At 63.4% G+C, this 15,822-nt stretch carries 12 protein-coding genes; 7 read left to right on the plus strand and 5 right to left on the minus strand.

The genetic code is table 11. The features are described from left to right. Window positions 1-43 precede the first annotated feature (43 nt). Together ACQ4OD_RS14940 and ACQ4OD_RS14945 are read right to left on the minus strand one after the other, a co-directional pair. Window positions 44-1,264, minus strand: a complete 1,221-nt coding sequence (locus ACQ4OD_RS14940) for a CaiB/BaiF CoA transferase family protein (protein WP_198755869.1) — start codon at window positions 1,262-1,264, stop codon at window positions 44-46. A 15-nt stretch (window positions 1,265-1,279) separates the two neighbouring features. Further along, window positions 1,280-2,461: an acyl-CoA dehydrogenase gene (locus tag ACQ4OD_RS14945; RefSeq protein ID WP_023630017.1), complete on the minus strand. Its 1,182-nt coding sequence runs from the start codon at window positions 2,459-2,461 to the stop codon at window positions 1,280-1,282. 163 nt (window positions 2,462-2,624) lie between these two features. Here ACQ4OD_RS14945 and ACQ4OD_RS14950 point away from each other — a divergent pair, with 163 nt between their 5' ends. The 5 genes from ACQ4OD_RS14950 to ACQ4OD_RS14970 all read left to right on the plus strand — a co-directional run bounded on the left by ACQ4OD_RS14950 (window position 2,625) and on the right by ACQ4OD_RS14970 (window position 8,534). Continuing rightward, window positions 2,625-3,524, plus strand: coding sequence for a LysR family transcriptional regulator (locus ACQ4OD_RS14950; protein ID WP_430944515.1), 900 nt, complete (start codon window positions 2,625-2,627; stop codon window positions 3,522-3,524). Between the two features lie 438 nt (window positions 3,525-3,962). Continuing rightward, window positions 3,963-5,084 (plus strand): Re/Si-specific NAD(P)(+) transhydrogenase subunit alpha, encoded by a 1,122-nt coding sequence (locus ACQ4OD_RS14955; RefSeq protein WP_277502443.1) that lies wholly within the window; start codon window positions 3,963-3,965, stop codon window positions 5,082-5,084. 11 nt (window positions 5,085-5,095) lie between these two features. Further along, the gene (locus ACQ4OD_RS14960) at window positions 5,096-5,410 is read left to right on the plus strand and encodes an NAD(P) transhydrogenase subunit alpha (protein ID WP_139674901.1); all 315 of its coding nucleotides are present in this window, start codon (window positions 5,096-5,098) and stop codon (window positions 5,408-5,410) included. A 2-nt stretch (window positions 5,411-5,412) separates the two neighbouring features. Continuing rightward, window positions 5,413-6,849: an NAD(P)(+) transhydrogenase (Re/Si-specific) subunit beta gene (locus tag ACQ4OD_RS14965; protein ID WP_023631271.1), complete on the plus strand. Its 1,437-nt coding sequence runs from the start codon at window positions 5,413-5,415 to the stop codon at window positions 6,847-6,849. Between the two features lie 191 nt (window positions 6,850-7,040). Continuing rightward, window positions 7,041-8,534 carry an acetyl-CoA hydrolase/transferase family protein gene (locus ACQ4OD_RS14970; RefSeq protein WP_110696747.1) on the plus strand — a complete coding sequence of 498 codons (1,494 nt, stop codon included), beginning with the start codon at window positions 7,041-7,043 and terminating at the stop codon, window positions 8,532-8,534. 101 nt (window positions 8,535-8,635) lie between these two features. On the opposite strand, the gene ACQ4OD_RS14975 is transcribed toward ACQ4OD_RS14970, so the two are convergent. Beyond that, window positions 8,636-10,303 (minus strand): putative bifunctional diguanylate cyclase/phosphodiesterase, encoded by a 1,668-nt coding sequence (locus tag ACQ4OD_RS14975; protein WP_430944516.1) that lies wholly within the window; start codon window positions 10,301-10,303, stop codon window positions 8,636-8,638. 256 nt (window positions 10,304-10,559) lie between these two features. Here ACQ4OD_RS14975 and rep point away from each other — a divergent pair, with 256 nt between their 5' ends. Together rep and xpt are read left to right on the plus strand one after the other, a co-directional pair. Continuing rightward, a complete protein-coding gene (gene rep, locus ACQ4OD_RS14980) occupies window positions 10,560-12,569 on the plus strand; it encodes a DNA helicase Rep (protein WP_198755114.1) in 2,010 nt (669 codons plus the stop codon). A gap of 64 nt (window positions 12,570-12,633) precedes the next feature. Further along, window positions 12,634-13,206: a xanthine phosphoribosyltransferase gene (gene xpt / locus ACQ4OD_RS14985; protein ID WP_028689919.1), complete on the plus strand. Its 573-nt coding sequence runs from the start codon at window positions 12,634-12,636 to the stop codon at window positions 13,204-13,206. Between the two features lie 125 nt (window positions 13,207-13,331). Here the strand turns inward: xpt and ACQ4OD_RS14990 are convergent, their stop codons facing one another. Next, window positions 13,332-15,188, minus strand: coding sequence for an acetyl-CoA hydrolase/transferase C-terminal domain-containing protein (locus ACQ4OD_RS14990; RefSeq protein ID WP_139674896.1), 1,857 nt, complete (start codon window positions 15,186-15,188; stop codon window positions 13,332-13,334). Between the two features lie 145 nt (window positions 15,189-15,333). Continuing rightward, window positions 15,334-15,738: a c-type cytochrome gene (locus ACQ4OD_RS14995; RefSeq protein WP_110697524.1), complete on the minus strand. Its 405-nt coding sequence runs from the start codon at window positions 15,736-15,738 to the stop codon at window positions 15,334-15,336. Window positions 15,739-15,822: the final 84 nt, after the last annotated feature.

Genomic DNA, 15,822 nt, shown 5'->3' on the forward strand with positions numbered 1-15,822 from the left:
GCGGCCTGCCGTCCCCCCCGCTTCTTTCTATCTATAGCGCGTGTTACAGCACACCTGCGCCCCGAAGCCCCTGCACCGCTTCCCCACTCAGCCCCAGCACATCCATCAGCACCGCCTCGGTGTGCTCCCCCAACAATGGAGGCGCATGGCGATACTCCACCGGCGTCTCCGACAACCGGATCGGGCTGGCCACCTGCGGCACGCTGCCCGCCAGCGGATGTGGAACATTCACCGCCAGCCCACGCGCCAATACCTGCGGGTCCTGGAACATCTGCGCCAGGTCATTGATAGGCCCGCATGGCACACCCGCCGTCTCCAGCTCAGTGACCCATTCAGCCGTGGTCTTGAACACCGTCGCCTGACGAATCAGCGGAATCAGCTCAGCCCGGTTGGCCACCCGTTGCTTGTTGGTGGCAAAGCGCGGGTCATCCGCCCAATGAGCCTGCCCCGCTACTTCAGCGAACTTGCGGAACTGACCATCGTTACCCACTGTAAGGATGAAATTGCCATCCGCCGTCGGGAAGTCCTGGTAGGGCACGATGTTGGGGTGCGCATTGCCCAACCGCCGTGGCGGATTGCCAGTGGTGAGGTAGTTCATCGCCTGATTGGCCAGGCAGGCCACCTGTACATCCAGCAACGCCATATCGATATGCTGACCTATCCCCGCCTGATCACGATGCGCCAAGGCCGCAAGAATCGCCACGGTGGAATACAGCCCGGTCAGGATGTCAGTGAGTGCCACCCCCACCTTCACCGGCCCCGCGCCCTCCTCCCCCTCCGGACGCCCGGTCAGGCTCATCAGGCCGCCCAGCCCCTGGATCATGAAGTCATAGCCAGCACGCTTGGCATATGGCCCGGTCTGGCCGAAGCCGGTGATCGAGCAATAGATAAGCTTCGGGTTGATGGCCTTCAGACTTTGGTAATCCAACCCGTAGGCTGCCAGCCCGCCCACCTTGAAGTTCTCGATGACGATATCCGACTTCGCCGCCAGCTCGCGCACCAGGCGCTGGCCTTCGGGCTGAGTGAAGTCGATGGTCACCGAGCGCTTGTTACGGTTGGCCGATAAGTAGTAGGCCGCCTCGCTGGTATTCTCGCCCTGGGCATCGCGCAGGAAAGGCGGCCCCCAGGAGCGGGTGTCGTCACCCGCGCCGGGGCGCTCTACCTTGATTACATCCGCCCCAAGGTCGGCAAGGATCTGGCCGGACCAGGGGCCGGCCAATACCCGGGAAAGATCCAGCACCCGTAGATGGGAAAGCGCGCCCATGGCCTGGCTCCTCTATTAATAGAACGCCTGGATGCCGGTCTGCGCGCGCCCAAGGATCAGCGCGTGCACGTCGTGAGTACCTTCATAGGTGTTGACCACCTCGAGGTTGACCAGGTGGCGGGCGACGCCGAACTCGTCGGAAATGCCATTGCCACCCAACATGTCCCGCGCCAGGCGAGCGATGTCCAGGGCCTTACCGCAAGAGTTGCGCTTCATGATTGAGGTGATCTCGACCGCCGCGGTCCCTTCGTCCTTCATCCGGCCCAGGCGCAGGCAGCCTTGCAGAGCCAGGGTAATCTCGGTTTGCATGTCAGCCAGCTTCTTCTGGATCAACTGGTTGGCAGCCAGCGGGCGGCCAAACTGCTGACGATCCAGGGTGTATTGGCGAGCGGTGTGCCAGCAGGCCTCGGCGGCACCCAGCGCACCCCAGGAGATGCCGTAGCGGGCCGAGTTCAGGCAGGTGAACGGGCCTTTGAGGCCGCGCACATCGGGGAAGATGTTCTCTTCCGGCACAAACACGTTGTCCATGACGATCTCGCCGGTGATCGAAGCACGCAGGCCGACTTTGCCATGGATTGCCGGAGCACTGAGGCCGTCCCAGCCTTTCTCCAGCACGAAGCCACGGATATCGCCGGCATCGTCCTTGGCCCAGACCACGAACACATCGGCGATCGGGCTGTTGGTGATCCACATCTTGCTGCCGCTCAGACGATAACCACCGTCGACCTTGCGGGCGCGGGTGATCATCGAGCCCGGATCGGAACCATGGTTGGGCTCGGTCAGGCCGAAGCAGCCGATCCATTCGCCACTGGCCAGCTTCGGCAGGTACTTCTGCTTCTGTGCCTCGGTACCGAACTCATTGATCGGCACCATGACCAGCGACGACTGCACGCTCATCATCGAGCGGTAGCCGGAGTCGATACGCTCCACCTCGCGGGCGATCAGGCCGTAGCAGACGTAGTTCAGGCCACTGCCGCCGTACTGCTCGGGAATGGTCGCGCCGAGCAGGCCGACTTCACCCATCTCACGGAAAATCGCCGGATCCGTCTGTTCATGACGGAACGCCTCCAGCACACGGGGCGCCAGCTTGTCCTGGGCGAACTGATAGGCGCTGTCACGGACCATGCGCTCTTCTTCAGTGAGCTGCTGATCCAGCAGCAGCGGGTCGATCCAGTTGAAGCTTGCCTTGCCAGCCATGTGCGGATTCCTCGAAAGATGGGAACGAATTGTTGTGCTGGATTGATCCTAGGCCTGTTTGGCGTGAGGGACAAACGAGGATTGCGCACCGTTTAGTGATATTTTCTCACTTCGTAATCATCCAAATGCCCTGCTCAACGCCTGACATGTGAGGTTCACGTACATGCGCCGAAAGATTCCCAGCACCACCGCCCTGGTCTGCTTCGAGGCGGCCGCACGTCACGAGAGCTTCACCAAGGCCGCACAGGAACTGGCCCTGACCCAGGGCGCCGTCTGTCGGCAGATCGGCAGCCTGGAGGCCTTCCTCAATGTCGAGCTGTTCCGTCGCTCGCGCCGGGGCGTGAAACTGACCGAAGCCGGGCTCTCCTACAGTCGCCAGGTAACCGCACAGCTGGATGCGGTGGAGCGCGACACGCTTTCGGTGATGCGCCAGCAAGGCGCCAATGTGATCGAACTGGCGGTAGTGCCGACCTTCGGCACCCAGTGGCTGCTGCCGCGGCTGAAAGACTTCCAGCAGCGTCACCCGGAGGTCACGGTCAACCTGACCAACCGCACCCGCCCCTTCCTGTTCGCCGACACGCCCTTCGATGCCGCCATCTACTTCGGCGACGCCGACTGGTCGGGCACCCAATCCCACCGACTGATGGGCGAGAACCCCTTGCCGGTGTGCAGCCCTTCCCTGCTGGAAGGGCAAGCCAGCCTCGACGCCCAGCGCATTGCCGACTTGCCACTGCTGCAGCAGACCACCCGCCCTTATGCCTGGCGACAATGGTTCGACGGCTTGGGGATGAGCGTCGAACGCGACATGACCGGCCCGCGCTACGAGCTGTTTTCGATGCTCGCCCAGGCCGCCATGCATGACATGGGTATTGCGCTGATTCCACCGTTCCTGATCCAGCGCGAGCTGCAGGAGGGCCGACTGATGGTCGCTAACAGGCATGCCCTGACCAGTGACAAGGCCTACCATCTGATGATCCCCGAGCGGAAGGTCGAGTCCGCCTCGCTACGGGCGTTCCGCGACTGGCTGGTGGCGCAGGCGCAACGATACACCGCCACGAAATAGGGTGAAGCGGGTAAAACTGACCCCGTAGTCAATTATTTTTAACACCTACAGATATATGGATTTGTCGCAAATTCGTAATCTGTGCCGTTCACCCTGAAAAACATAGCAACCCTAGTTACTGCGCGGGTTTGCAGCTGATTTTGCGACATTCAGCAAACTGAGAACGAAAATAGCGGAATTTTTTTCAAATTTTCTCCTAAGCTCCGCATAGCGCGTACTTGACGGGTTGAGGGCAAATCGTTGCGACATACGGTCACAGGGTGACTTGTAGTTTTGACTTCGTTTCGCTTCAGAACCGGTTGAAGGCCCTCGGGTTCGTCTGCAAAATGCCTCCCCCGCCCCGGATCCGGCGGGGTCGTGCTCTACGACCACCCAGCCGCACCACCCGAAGTGCGCTGGTTCCTATAAAGACAAAAGGTCACCGCAGGAGACAAAGTCGTGCACATTGGTGTTCCTCTCGAGACGCAGACGGGTGAGACAAGGGTCGCCGCAACCCCGGAAACCATCAAGAAACTGGTTGGCCAGGGCCATCAGGTCACCGTGCAACGGGGGGCAGGGCTAAAGGCCAGCATTCCGGACAGTGCCTATGAGGCCGTTGGCGCCAACTTGGGCGAAGCCGCCGACGCCTTCGGCGCGCAACTGGTGCTCAAGGTGGTCGCGCCCAGTGACCAGGAGTTGGCGCTGATCAACAGCGGCAGCCTGCTGGCAGGCATGCTCAACCCGTTCAACAACGAACTGATCGCCAAGATGGCCGAGCGCGGCATCACCGCCTTCGCCCTGGAAGCCGCACCGCGCACCTCACGCGCGCAGAGCCTCGACGTGCTGTCGTCCCAGGCCAACATCGCCGGCTACAAGGCCGTGCTGCTGGCCGCCCACCACTACCCACGCTTCATGCCCATGCTGATGACCGCCGCGGGCACCGTAAAGGCCGCCCGCGTGCTGATCCTCGGTGCCGGCGTGGCCGGCCTGCAGGCCATCGCCACGGCCAAGCGCCTGGGCGCGGTGATCGAGGCGTCCGACGTGCGTCCGGCGGTAAAGGAGCAGATCGAGTCACTTGGCGCCAAGTTCATCGACGTGCCCTACGAGACCGACGAGGAACGCGAGTGTGCCGAAGGCGTGGGCGGCTACGCCCGGCCAATGCCGGCCAGCTGGATGCAGCGCCAGGCCCAGGCCGTGCACGAGCGAGCCAAGCAGGCGGACATCGTCATCACCACCGCGCTGATTCCCGGACGCAAAGCGCCGACCCTGCTCAGCGCCGAGACTGTGGCGCAGATGAAACCCGGTTCGGTGGTCATCGACCTGGCCGCAGCCCAAGGCGGCAACTGCCCGCTGACCGTGGCCGACCAGGTGGTGATGGAGAACGGCGTGACCCTCGTCGGCCCGACCAACCTGCCGGCCCAGGTCGGTGCCGACGCCTCGGCGCTGTACGCGCGCAACCTGCTCGACTTCATGAAGCTGCTGTTCGACAAGGACGGCAACCTGGTCATCAACCTCGAAGACGACATCGTCGCCGCGTGCCTGATGTGCCGCGACGGCCAGGTCGTGCGCAAGAACGGCTGAGGAGCACGACAATGGAAGACATGCTGATTTCCCACGGCATCTACAACCTGATCATTTTCGTGCTGGCCATCTACGTGGGCTACCACGTGGTGTGGAACGTCACCCCGGCCCTGCACACACCGCTGATGGCAGTCACCAACGCCATTTCCGCGATCGTCATCGTCGGCGCCATGCTGGCCGCAGCGCTGACCGTGACCCCGGCCGGCAAGATCATGGGCACCCTGGCCGTGGCGCTGGCCGCGGTCAACGTGTTCGGTGGCTTCCTGGTCACCCGCCGCATGCTGGAAATGTTCAAGAAGAAAACCAAGAACGAGGCGCAGAAGTAAGCATGAGCATGAATCTGGTAACGCTTCTGTACCTGGTCGCCTCGGTCTGCTTCATCCAGGCGCTCAAGGGCCTCTCGCACCCGACCACTTCGCGGCGCGGCAACCTGTTCGGCATGATCGGCATGGGCATCGCGATCCTCACCACGGTGGGCCTCATCTATAAGCTTGGGGCTGAGCTTGCGACAGCGGGTATCGGCTACGTGATCGTCGGCCTGCTGGTCGGTGGTACCGCGGGTTCGATCATGGCCAAGCGCGTGGAGATGACCAAGATGCCCGAACTGGTCGCGTTCATGCACAGCATGATCGGCCTGGCCGCGGTATTCATTGCCATCGCCGCCGTGCTCGAACCACAGTCGCTGGGCATCGTCGCCGCCATCAGCGACCCGATCCCCACCGGCAACCGCCTCGAGCTGTTCCTTGGCGCGGCCATCGGCGCCGTCACCTTCTCAGGTTCCGTGATCGCCTTCGGCAAGCTGTCGGGCAAGTACAAGTTCCGCTTGTTCCAGGGCGCACCGGTACAGTTCGCCGGCCAGCACAAGTTGAACCTGATCCTGGGCCTGGCGACCATCGCCCTGGGGCTGCTGTTCACCTTCACCGGCCACTACAGCGCCTTCACCCTGATGCTGGCCCTGGCCTTCGTCATGGGCGTGCTGATCATCATCCCGATCGGCGGCGCCGACATGCCGGTGGTGGTGTCGATGCTCAACAGCTATTCGGGCTGGGCAGCAGCCGGTATCGGCTTCTCGCTGAACAACTCGATGCTGATCATCGCCGGCTCCCTGGTCGGTTCCAGCGGCGCGATCCTCTCGTACATCATGTGCAAGGCGATGAACCGTTCGTTCTTCAATGTGATCCTCGGTGGCTTCGGTGCCGACGTCGATGCCGGTGCCGCAACGGGTTCGAAAGAGCAACGCCCGGTGAAATCCGGTTCGGCCGACGACGCCACGTTCCTGCTGAGCAACGCCGACAGCGTGATCATCGTCCCAGGCTATGGCCTGGCGGTGGCCCGCGCCCAGCACGCGCTCAAGGAGCTGACCGAGAAGCTGACCCACAACGGCGTGACCGTGAAGTACGCGATCCACCCGGTGGCGGGGCGCATGCCCGGGCACATGAACGTGCTGCTGGCCGAGGCCGAGGTACCGTACGACCAGGTGTTCGAGATGGAAGACATCAATGCCGAGTTCGGCCAGGCCGACGTGGTGCTGGTGCTGGGCGCCAACGATGTGGTCAACCCGGCGGCGAAGAATGATCCGAAGTCGCCGATCGCCGGCATGCCGATCCTCGAGGCCTTCAAGGCCAAGACCATCATCGTCAACAAGCGCTCCATGGCCAGCGGCTATGCCGGCCTGGACAACGAATTGTTCTACCTGGACAAGACCATGATGGTGTTCGGTGACGCGAAGAAGGTCATCGAGGACATGGTCAAGGCTGTGGAGTAGGTCCAACGACCATCGCGACCGCTTGTACAAGACAAACCCCGGGAAGCCATTTCCGGGGTTTGTCGCATTTGCCTGATCCAGATCAACGGCTCTATTTCCGGGCCGCTCATACGACCATGGTCGCGGGACGGCACCGGGCGAAATCTCTAGACTGCGCTTCCAGTAGCTTCAGTAGCCTGAGATAACAATCCATGTACCGTGATCGTATCCGCTTGTCCTCCCTGCACAGCAAGGTAATGAGTGCGGCTGACGCCGCTGGCCTGATCGAGGACGGCATGACCGTCGGCATGAGCGGCTTCACCCGCGCCGGCGAAGCCAAGGCCGTGCCCCACGCACTGGCCGAGCGCGCCAAGCAGTCGCCGCTGAAGATCAGCCTGATGACCGGCGCCAGCCTGGGCAACGACCTGGACAAGCAACTGACCGAAGCCGGCGTACTCGCCCGGCGGATGCCGTTCCAGGTCGACAGCACCCTGCGCAAGGCCATCAACGACGGCAAGGTGATGTTCATCGACCAGCACCTGTCGGAAACCGTCGAGCAGTTGCGCAACAAGCAACTGACCCTGCCGGACATCGCGGTCATCGAAGCGGTGGCGATCACCGAGCAAGGCCATATCGTGCCGACCACCTCGGTGGGCAACTCGGCCAGCTTCGCGATCTTCGCCAAGCAGGTCATCGTCGAGATCAACCTGTCGCACAACGCCAACCTTGAAGGCCTGCACGACATCTACATCCCGACCTACCGTCCGACCCGCACGCCGATCCCGCTGGTGAAGGTAGACGACCGCATCGGCAGCACCGCGATCCCGATCGACCCGGCGAAGATCGTCGGCATCGTCATCAGTGACCAGCCGGACTCGCCGTCCACCGTGTTGCCGCCCGATCATGAGACCCAAGGCATCGCCGACCACCTGATCGCCTTCCTCAAGGGCGAGGTGGATGCCGGCCGCATGAGCAACAACCTCGGGCCGCTGCAGGCCGGTATCGGCAGCATCGCCAACGCGGTGATGTGCGGCCTGATCGAGTCGCCGTTCGAAAACCTGACCATGTACTCCGAAGTACTGCAGGACTCGACCTTCGACCTGATCGACGCCGGCAAGCTGAGCTTTGCCTCGGGCAGCTCGATCACCCTGTCGAGCCGCCGCAATGCCGATGTGTTCGGCAATCTGGAGCGCTACAAGGACAAGCTGGTGCTGCGTCCGCAGGAGATCTCCAACCACCCTGAAGTGGTACGTCGCTTAGGGATCATCGGCATCAACACGGCGCTCGAGTTCGACATCTACGGCAACGTCAACTCGACCCACGTCTGCGGCACCAGGATGATGAACGGCATCGGCGGCTCGGGCGACTTCGCCCGCAACGCCCACCTGGCGATCTTCGTCACCAAGTCGATTGCCAAGGGTGGTGCGATTTCCAGCGTGGTGCCAATGGTCAGCCACGTCGATCACACCGAGCATGACGTGGACATCCTGGTGACCGAGGTGGGCCTGGCCGACCTGCGCGGCCTGGCGCCGCGCGAGCGCGCCCGGGTGATCATCGACAACTGCGTGCACCCGGACTACCGCGCCGCGCTCAACGACTACTTCGAGCGCGCTTGCCAGCGTGGCGGGCATACCCCGCATATACTGCGCGAGGCGCTGAGCTGGCACGAGAACCTGGAAGAAACCGGGCGCATGCTGGCGGGTTGATCCAAAGGCAACAGGGCGCCGCTGACGCGGCGCATCGCCGGCAAGCCGGCTCCACAAGAACGGCGCAACACCTGTGGGAGCCGGCTTGCCGGCGACTGGGCCTAAAGGGTCTGCACCAAACCCGGGGTGGGCACCTGCAACAGGTACTCGATCAACGCCTCCACCGGCAACGGCCGACTGACCAGGAAGCCCTGCACCTGGTCGCAACCGAACGCCCGCAGCAGCGCCAGTTGCTCCTCGCTCTCCACCCCTTCTGCCACCACCTCCAGGTTGAGGTTGTGCGCCAGGTTGATCATCGCGTGTACCAGCTTGGCATTCTCTTCGCGTTGCTCCATGCCGCCGACGAAGCTGCGATCGACCTTCAACAAGGTGATCGGCAAGCTGTTCAGGTGCACGAACGATGAAAAGCCGGTGCCGAAGTCATCCAGCGAGAAGCGCACACCCAGCCGCCCGAGGGCATCCATGGTCTGGCGGACCAACTCGTTGCGGCGCATGACCGCCGTTTCGGTCAGCTCGAACTCCAGCCAGCGCGCATCGACCCCGTGCTCGACGATCAGCCGGCTCAGGGTTGCCAGCAACTGACTGTCCTGGAACTGGCGAAAGCTCAGGTTCACCGCCATGTGCAGCGGCGCCAGACCGCGTTCGCGCAGGGCCTGCATGTCACTCAGGGCCCGCGAGATCACCCAGTAACCCAGTGGCACGATCAACCCGCTCTGCTCGGCCAACGGCACGAACTCGCTGGGCGCCAGCAGGCCGCGCTCGGGATGGTTCCAGCGCACCAGCGCCTCGAGCCCGACGATACGCCCGTCGACAAGGTTCAGCCGCGGCTGGTAGTGCAGTTCCAGCTCGTCGCGGCGCAGGGCGCGGCGCAACTCGCTTTCCAGGTCGGCGAGGCTGCGGGCGTTGCGATTGATACGCTCATTGAATACGTGGAAGGTGCAGCCCTGGCTGCCCTTGGCCTGGCGCATGGCGATATGGGCGTGCCACATCAGCGGGTCGGCGCCCGCCTGGGCGCGGGCATGGGCGATTCCCAGGCTGCAGCCGAGCAGCAGGCTCTCGCCGTCGACCCAGTAGGGCTCGGTGAGCGCCTCGGTGATGCGCTCGGCCATCCACTCGGCGCGGTTGGGGTCACGCCGGGTGTCGATCAACAACGCGAACTCGTCGCTGCCCAGGCGCGCCAGTTGGTCGCTCGCCTCCAGCTGGTGCTTCAAGCGGGCGACCACCTGCAGGATCAAACGATCGCCGCCCTGGTGACCGAGGGCGTCGTTGACATGGCGGAAGTTGTCCAGGTCGAGATGACCAAGGGCCAGGCCGCGGCCTTCGTTCTCGGCCAGCCGCGCGGTCAGCAGGGCCTGGAAGCCCTGGCGGTTGGCGATGCCGGTCAGCGGGTCTTGTTCGGCCAGGCGCTGCAGGGTAGCCACCAATACACCGCGCTCACGCACGTGACGCAGGGAGCGACGCAGCGTGTCGGTAGTCAGTTGCGCCAGCACCAGCCAGTCGCTGGCGCCCAGCGGCGCGCTGGCCGGTTCCTGCTCGAGCAGCAGGATCGTCGGCAGCTCGCAACGCCCCGGCGCGGGCTGCAGCTCGGGCGTGGCCAGCACCACGGCCTGACGGTCGTTGGCGAACAGGCTGTCCACCGCCGCCCAGTTCGGCGCGGTCAGCAGCACGACGCTGCCACCCATAGGTTGCAAGCACTCGCGCAGGTGCACGGCCCACTCCGGCTCATCAGCCAACAGCAGCAAACGCAGGGGTTCGACAGGCGTGGACAAGCGGGCTCCTTAGATGTGGGCGGTGGAACGGCGAGCGCGGGCAATCCTACCCGATTAACTGGAAATGATTTTCACTTTTAGTCATTGCCCGTCCCTGGCCACCATCCCGACGCAATCTGACGTGCATCCTGCGCGAAAGTAGCAGATGCGGCAAATCCGATTCGCGCCCTGCATCACAACGGCAGACGGTCGCGCATTAACCACCCCATGCCTGCTAGAATGCGCGGCTATTTTCTGGTTACCCCCGGTTTCTAGCATGTCCCGACTCAATCCCCGGCAACAGGAAGCCCGCGACTACGTCGGCGGCCCTCTTTTGGTGCTCGCCGGTGCAGGCTCCGGCAAGACCAGCGTGATCACGCGCAAGATTGCCCACCTCATCCAGAACTGCGGCATCCGCGCCCAGTACATCGTCGCCATGACCTTCACCAACAAGGCCGCGCGCGAGATGAAGGAGCGAGTCGCCACCCTGCTGCGTCCGGGGGAAGGCCGGGGCCTGACCGTGTGTACCTTCCACAACCTGGGCCTGAACATCATCCGCAAGGAGCATGAACGCCTGGGCTACAAGCCGGGGTTCTCGATCTTCGACGAGTCCGACATCAAGGCGTTGCTGTCGGACATCATGCAGAAGGAATACTCCGGCGACGACGGCATCGACGAGATCAAGAACATGATCGGTGCCTGGAAAAACGACCTGATTCTGCCGCCCGAAGCCCTGGAAAAGGCGCGCAACCCGCGCGAGCAGACCGCGGCCATCGTCTACACCCATTACCAGCGCACGCTCAAGGCGTTCAACGCGGTGGACTTCGACGACCTGATCCTGCAGCCGGTCAAGCTGTTCCAGGAACACCCCGACGTGCTCGAACGCTGGCAGAACCGCGTGCGCTACCTGCTGGTGGACGAGTACCAGGACACCAACGCCAGCCAGTACCTGCTGGTGAAGATGCTGATCGGCATGCGCAACCAGTTCACCGTGGTCGGCGACGACGACCAGTCGATCTACGCCTGGCGTGGCGCGCGCCCGGAAAACCTGATGCTGCTCAAGGAGGACTACCCCTCCCTGAAGATCGTCATGCTCGAGCAGAACTACCGCTCCACCAGCCGCATCCTGCGCTGTGCCAACGTGCTGATCGCCAACAACCCGCATGCCTTCGAAAAGCAGCTGTGGAGCGAGATGGGCGTGGGCGATGAGATCCGCGTGATCCGCTGCAAGAACGAGGAAGCCGAGGCCGAGCGCGTGGCCATGGAAATCCTCACCCTGCACCTGCGCACCAACCGCCCGTACAGCGACTTCGCCATCCTCTACCGCGGCAACTACCAGGCCAAGCTGATCGAATTGAAGCTGCAGCACCACCAGGTGCCGTACCGACTGTCCGGCGGCAACAGCTTCTTCGGCCGCCAGGAGGTCAAGGACCTGATGGCCTACCTGCGCCTGCTGGTGAACCCCGACGACGACAATGCCTACCTGCGCGTCATCAACGTGCCGCGCCGCGAGATCGGCTCGACCACGCTGGAAAAGCTCGGCAACTATTCCACCGAGCGCGGCATCTCGATGTACGCCGCCAGCGAGGAGATGGGCCTGGGCGAGCACCTCGACGCCCGCTACACCGAGCGCCTGCAGCGCTTCAAGCACTGGCTCGACGGGGTACGCCACAAAGTCGCCCTGGACGACCCGATCGCCGCGCTGCACGAGATGATCCGCGACATCGACTACGAGAACTGGATCCGCCAGCAGACCGCTAGCGACAAGGCTGCCGAGTTCCGTATCAGCAACGTCTGGTTCCTGGTCGAAGCGCTGAAGAACACCCTCGAAAAGGACGAAGAGGGTGACATGACCATTGAGGACGCCATCGGCAAGCTGGTGCTGCGCGACATGCTCGAGCGCCAGCAGGAAGAGGAAGAAAACGCCGAGGGCGTGCAGATGATGACCCTGCACGCCTCCAAGGGCCTGGAATTCCCTTACGTGTTCATCATGGGCATGGAGGAGGAGATCCTCCCCCACCGCTCGAGCATCGAGGCCGACACCATCGAGGAAGAACGCCGCCTGGCCTACGTGGGCATCACCCGCGCGCGCCAGACCCTGGCCTTCACCTTCGCCGCAAAGCGCAAGCAGTACGGCGAAATCATCGACTGCACACCGAGCCGGTTCCTGGATGAACTGCCTCCGGACGACCTGGCCTGGGAAGGCCTGGACGATGCGCCCGTGGAAGTGAAAGCCGCGCGCGGCAACAACGCCCTGGCCGATATCCGGGCAATGCTCAAACGCTGATCAACCATTATTCTTAAACTTTGCCGCTATTTGCGGCCACCTTTGCTACATCGAGGAAAAAAAAGTGGAAGCACTGCATCAGAAGATTCGCGAAGAAGGCATCGTGCTTTCCGACCAGGTACTCAAAGTCGATGCGTTTCTCAACCACCAGATCGACCCGGCGCTGATGCAGCTGATCGGTGACGAGTTCGCTCGCCTGTTCGCCGATTCGGGCGTGACCAAGATCGTCACCATCGAAGCTTCGGGCATCGCCCCGGCGGTGATGACCGGCCTGAAGCTCGGCGTGCCGGTGATCTTCGCCCGCAAGCACCAGTCGCTGACCCTGACCGAGAACCTGCTGACTGCCTCGGTGTACTCCTTCACCAAGCAAACCGAGAACACCGTGGCCATCTCGCCGCGCCACCTCAACAGCAGCGACCGCGTGCTGGTGATCGACGACTTCCTGGCCAACGGCAAGGCGTCCCAGGCGCTGATCTCGATCATCAAGCAGGCCGGCGCCACCGTGGCCGGCCTGGGCATCGTCATCGAGAAGTCGTTCCAGGGCGGCCGCGCCGAGCTGGACAGCCAGGGCTACCGCGTCGAGTCGCTGGCCCGGGTGAAGTCGCTGGAAGGTGGCGTGGTCACCTTCATCGAGTAAGCCTGTACCGACCTCATCGCCGGCAAGCCGGCTCCCACAGGTACCGCACAAGGTCAAAGCCCTGCGGTACTCCTGTGGGAGCTGGCTTGCCGGCGATTGGGCTGCAAAGCAGCCCCGGCAATCTTTCAGGTCGCCGCCAAGCCCGCCAGCAGCAGCCGCTGGTACAACTCCTCCTTCAGCCCCTGTGGCTCCCCCAGCCCCATGCGCGCCAACTGCGCTGCATAGGCCTCGGGCGCCGGCGCATCCAGCGCCGCCTTGCCCAGTTCCAGCACCTCGCTCAGCTTGAACTTGCTCTTGAGCCAATTCAGCGCCCGCAACAAGTCACGCTCCTCGGCTGTGAAATCGCTGCCCAGCGGATATTCCGGGAACAATCGCGCATGCCGCGCGCGGGTTGCCTCCAGGCGCTCGGGAGTGTTGTCGGTATAGCGCGCATCCAGCACAAAATCCTTCGCCAGCTTGCCCGCCGCCTTGGCTTGCTCCATCAGCTCGCGCTGAAAACGAGAGTCACTGATCGCCAGCAACCGCGCAATCACCTCGCTGTCGGTCTGCCCGCGCAGGTCGGCGATGCCGTATTCGGTGATTACGATGTCTCGCAAGTGCCGAGGTATGGTGCAGTGACCGTAGGTCCAGTAAAGGTTGGAGGTCACCTCGCCACCGGCCTCGCGCCAACTGCGCAGCAACAGGATCGAGCGACCGCCCTCCAGCGCATGGCCCTGGGCCACGAAGTTGTACTGCCCGCCCACGCCGCTGAGCACCCGGCCATCTTCGAGCTGGTCGGCGACACCGGCACCCAGCAAGGTCATGCCGAATACCGTATTGATGAAGCGCGCATCCCGGCGCTGACGGCGCTTGCGTTCTTCCTGGCCGTACAGCTCGTTGATGTAGCTGATGGCGGTCATGGCGAAGCGTGCGCGCTGCTCCAGCGGCATCTCGCGCAGGCGCTGGTAGAACGCCCGTGGGCCAAGGAAGAAGCCGCCATGAATCAGCACGCCGTGCTCGTCGGCCGGGCGGCGCACCACCCCGGCTTCAGCCAGGGCAAGCAACCCGTTGACGAACATTTCGCTGCAGCCATACAGCCCCTGGGCGAAGGTATCCAGCCCCCCTTCCCGCTCGATAAGCGCCTGCCATGGACTGATATCCAGCTCATCGAGTAGCGCACGATAGCCTTCGTTATCACCCTGGCGCGCCAGCAGCGCCGCCGCCACCGCATCGCCCATGGCTCCGATGCCGATCTGCAGGGTGCCGCCGTCGCGCACCAGAGTGCTGGCATGCAGGCCGATGCAATGGTCCTGGGTATTCACCGGCATGTTCGGCGTCGAGAACAGCCGGCGTCGCTCAGGCTGATCTATCAGCAGGTCGAACTGTTCCAGGCCCAGCTCGGAGTCCCCGGGCATGTACGGCAGTTGGTCATGGGCCTGACCAAGCAGCAGGATGGTCTCGCCCTCAGCGCGGCGTCGGGCGATCATCGGCAACAGGTCGAGGGTGATGTCGGGGTTGCAGGCCAGGCTCAGGTGATCGGGCCGCTCGGGCGTGCAAGCCACCAGTTGTGCGATCAGGTTCAAACCCTTGGCGTTGATGTCGCGGGCGGCGTGGCTGTAGTTGCTGCTGACGTAGGCCTGCTGGGCCGTGTCGCTGTGCAGCAGGCTGCCGGGCTGCATGAAGAACTGCTCGACGCGGATGTTCGGCGGGAGCCGGTCGGCACGCAGGTCGGCCAGATAGGTGAGCTCTTCGTAGTCGGCGAACACACGCTCGACGAAGGGCTCGAGGAAACGACGCTGCAGACCGTCGCCCAGCGCGGGCCGGCCCAGGGACAGGGCGGTGTAGATCGTCAGCCGACGCTCGGGAAGATCGCGAACCCGCGCGTACAGCGCGTTGACGAAGGCGTTGGGTTTGCCCAGGCCAAGCGGCAGGCCCATGTGGATATGGCTGGGCAGTCGGGCCAGGGCCTGTTCGACAGCCTGGTCGATGGAGCAGCGATACATCTGGGCCTCCTGAGTCATCCGTGGGTTCAGGGATTGGACACAAGTCGCAGCGGGTTGGTTGCCTGCACCGCCCCCGCAATAGGGCTACCGGCCCAAAAACAAAAGCCCGCCATCAGAGGCGGGCTTTATACAAGTCAGGTCCGGCTCACAGCCCGGACATCTTCTTGATCGCACCCTTCAAGTCTTCATCCGAGCAATCGGCGCAGGTACCCTTCGGTGGCATGGCGTTGATCCCGGTGATGGCCTTGGCCAGGATGCCATCAAGACCGCCCTGGTGGTCGGCACGCTCTTTCCACGCGGCGGTGTCGCCAATCTTCGGCGCGTTCAGCAGGCCGGTGCCATGGCAGGCATTGCAATGCTTGGCGATGATCTCGTCCGGCGTCTTGGCACCGCCGCCACCGGCACTGGCGGCCACTTCCATGCCCTTGCATTCCTGGCCCTGGACGCACACCTGGCCGACCGGCTCGAGACGCTTGGCGATGTCGTCGTTGGTTGCAGCGGTTGCGCTCATTGCCCAAAGGGCGAATACGGCTGCTGGTACGGCCAGCATCTTCTTGATTTGGTTCACGCGAACACCCTCATGGTGGCTAATCACGCCCGCGGCCACGGAATTGCGAGCGTTGAAAAGTATAGC

It is taken from the genome of Pseudomonas sp. WC1 (genome assembly GCF_050586565.1).
Lineage (GTDB): Bacteria > Pseudomonadota > Gammaproteobacteria > Pseudomonadales > Pseudomonadaceae > Aquipseudomonas.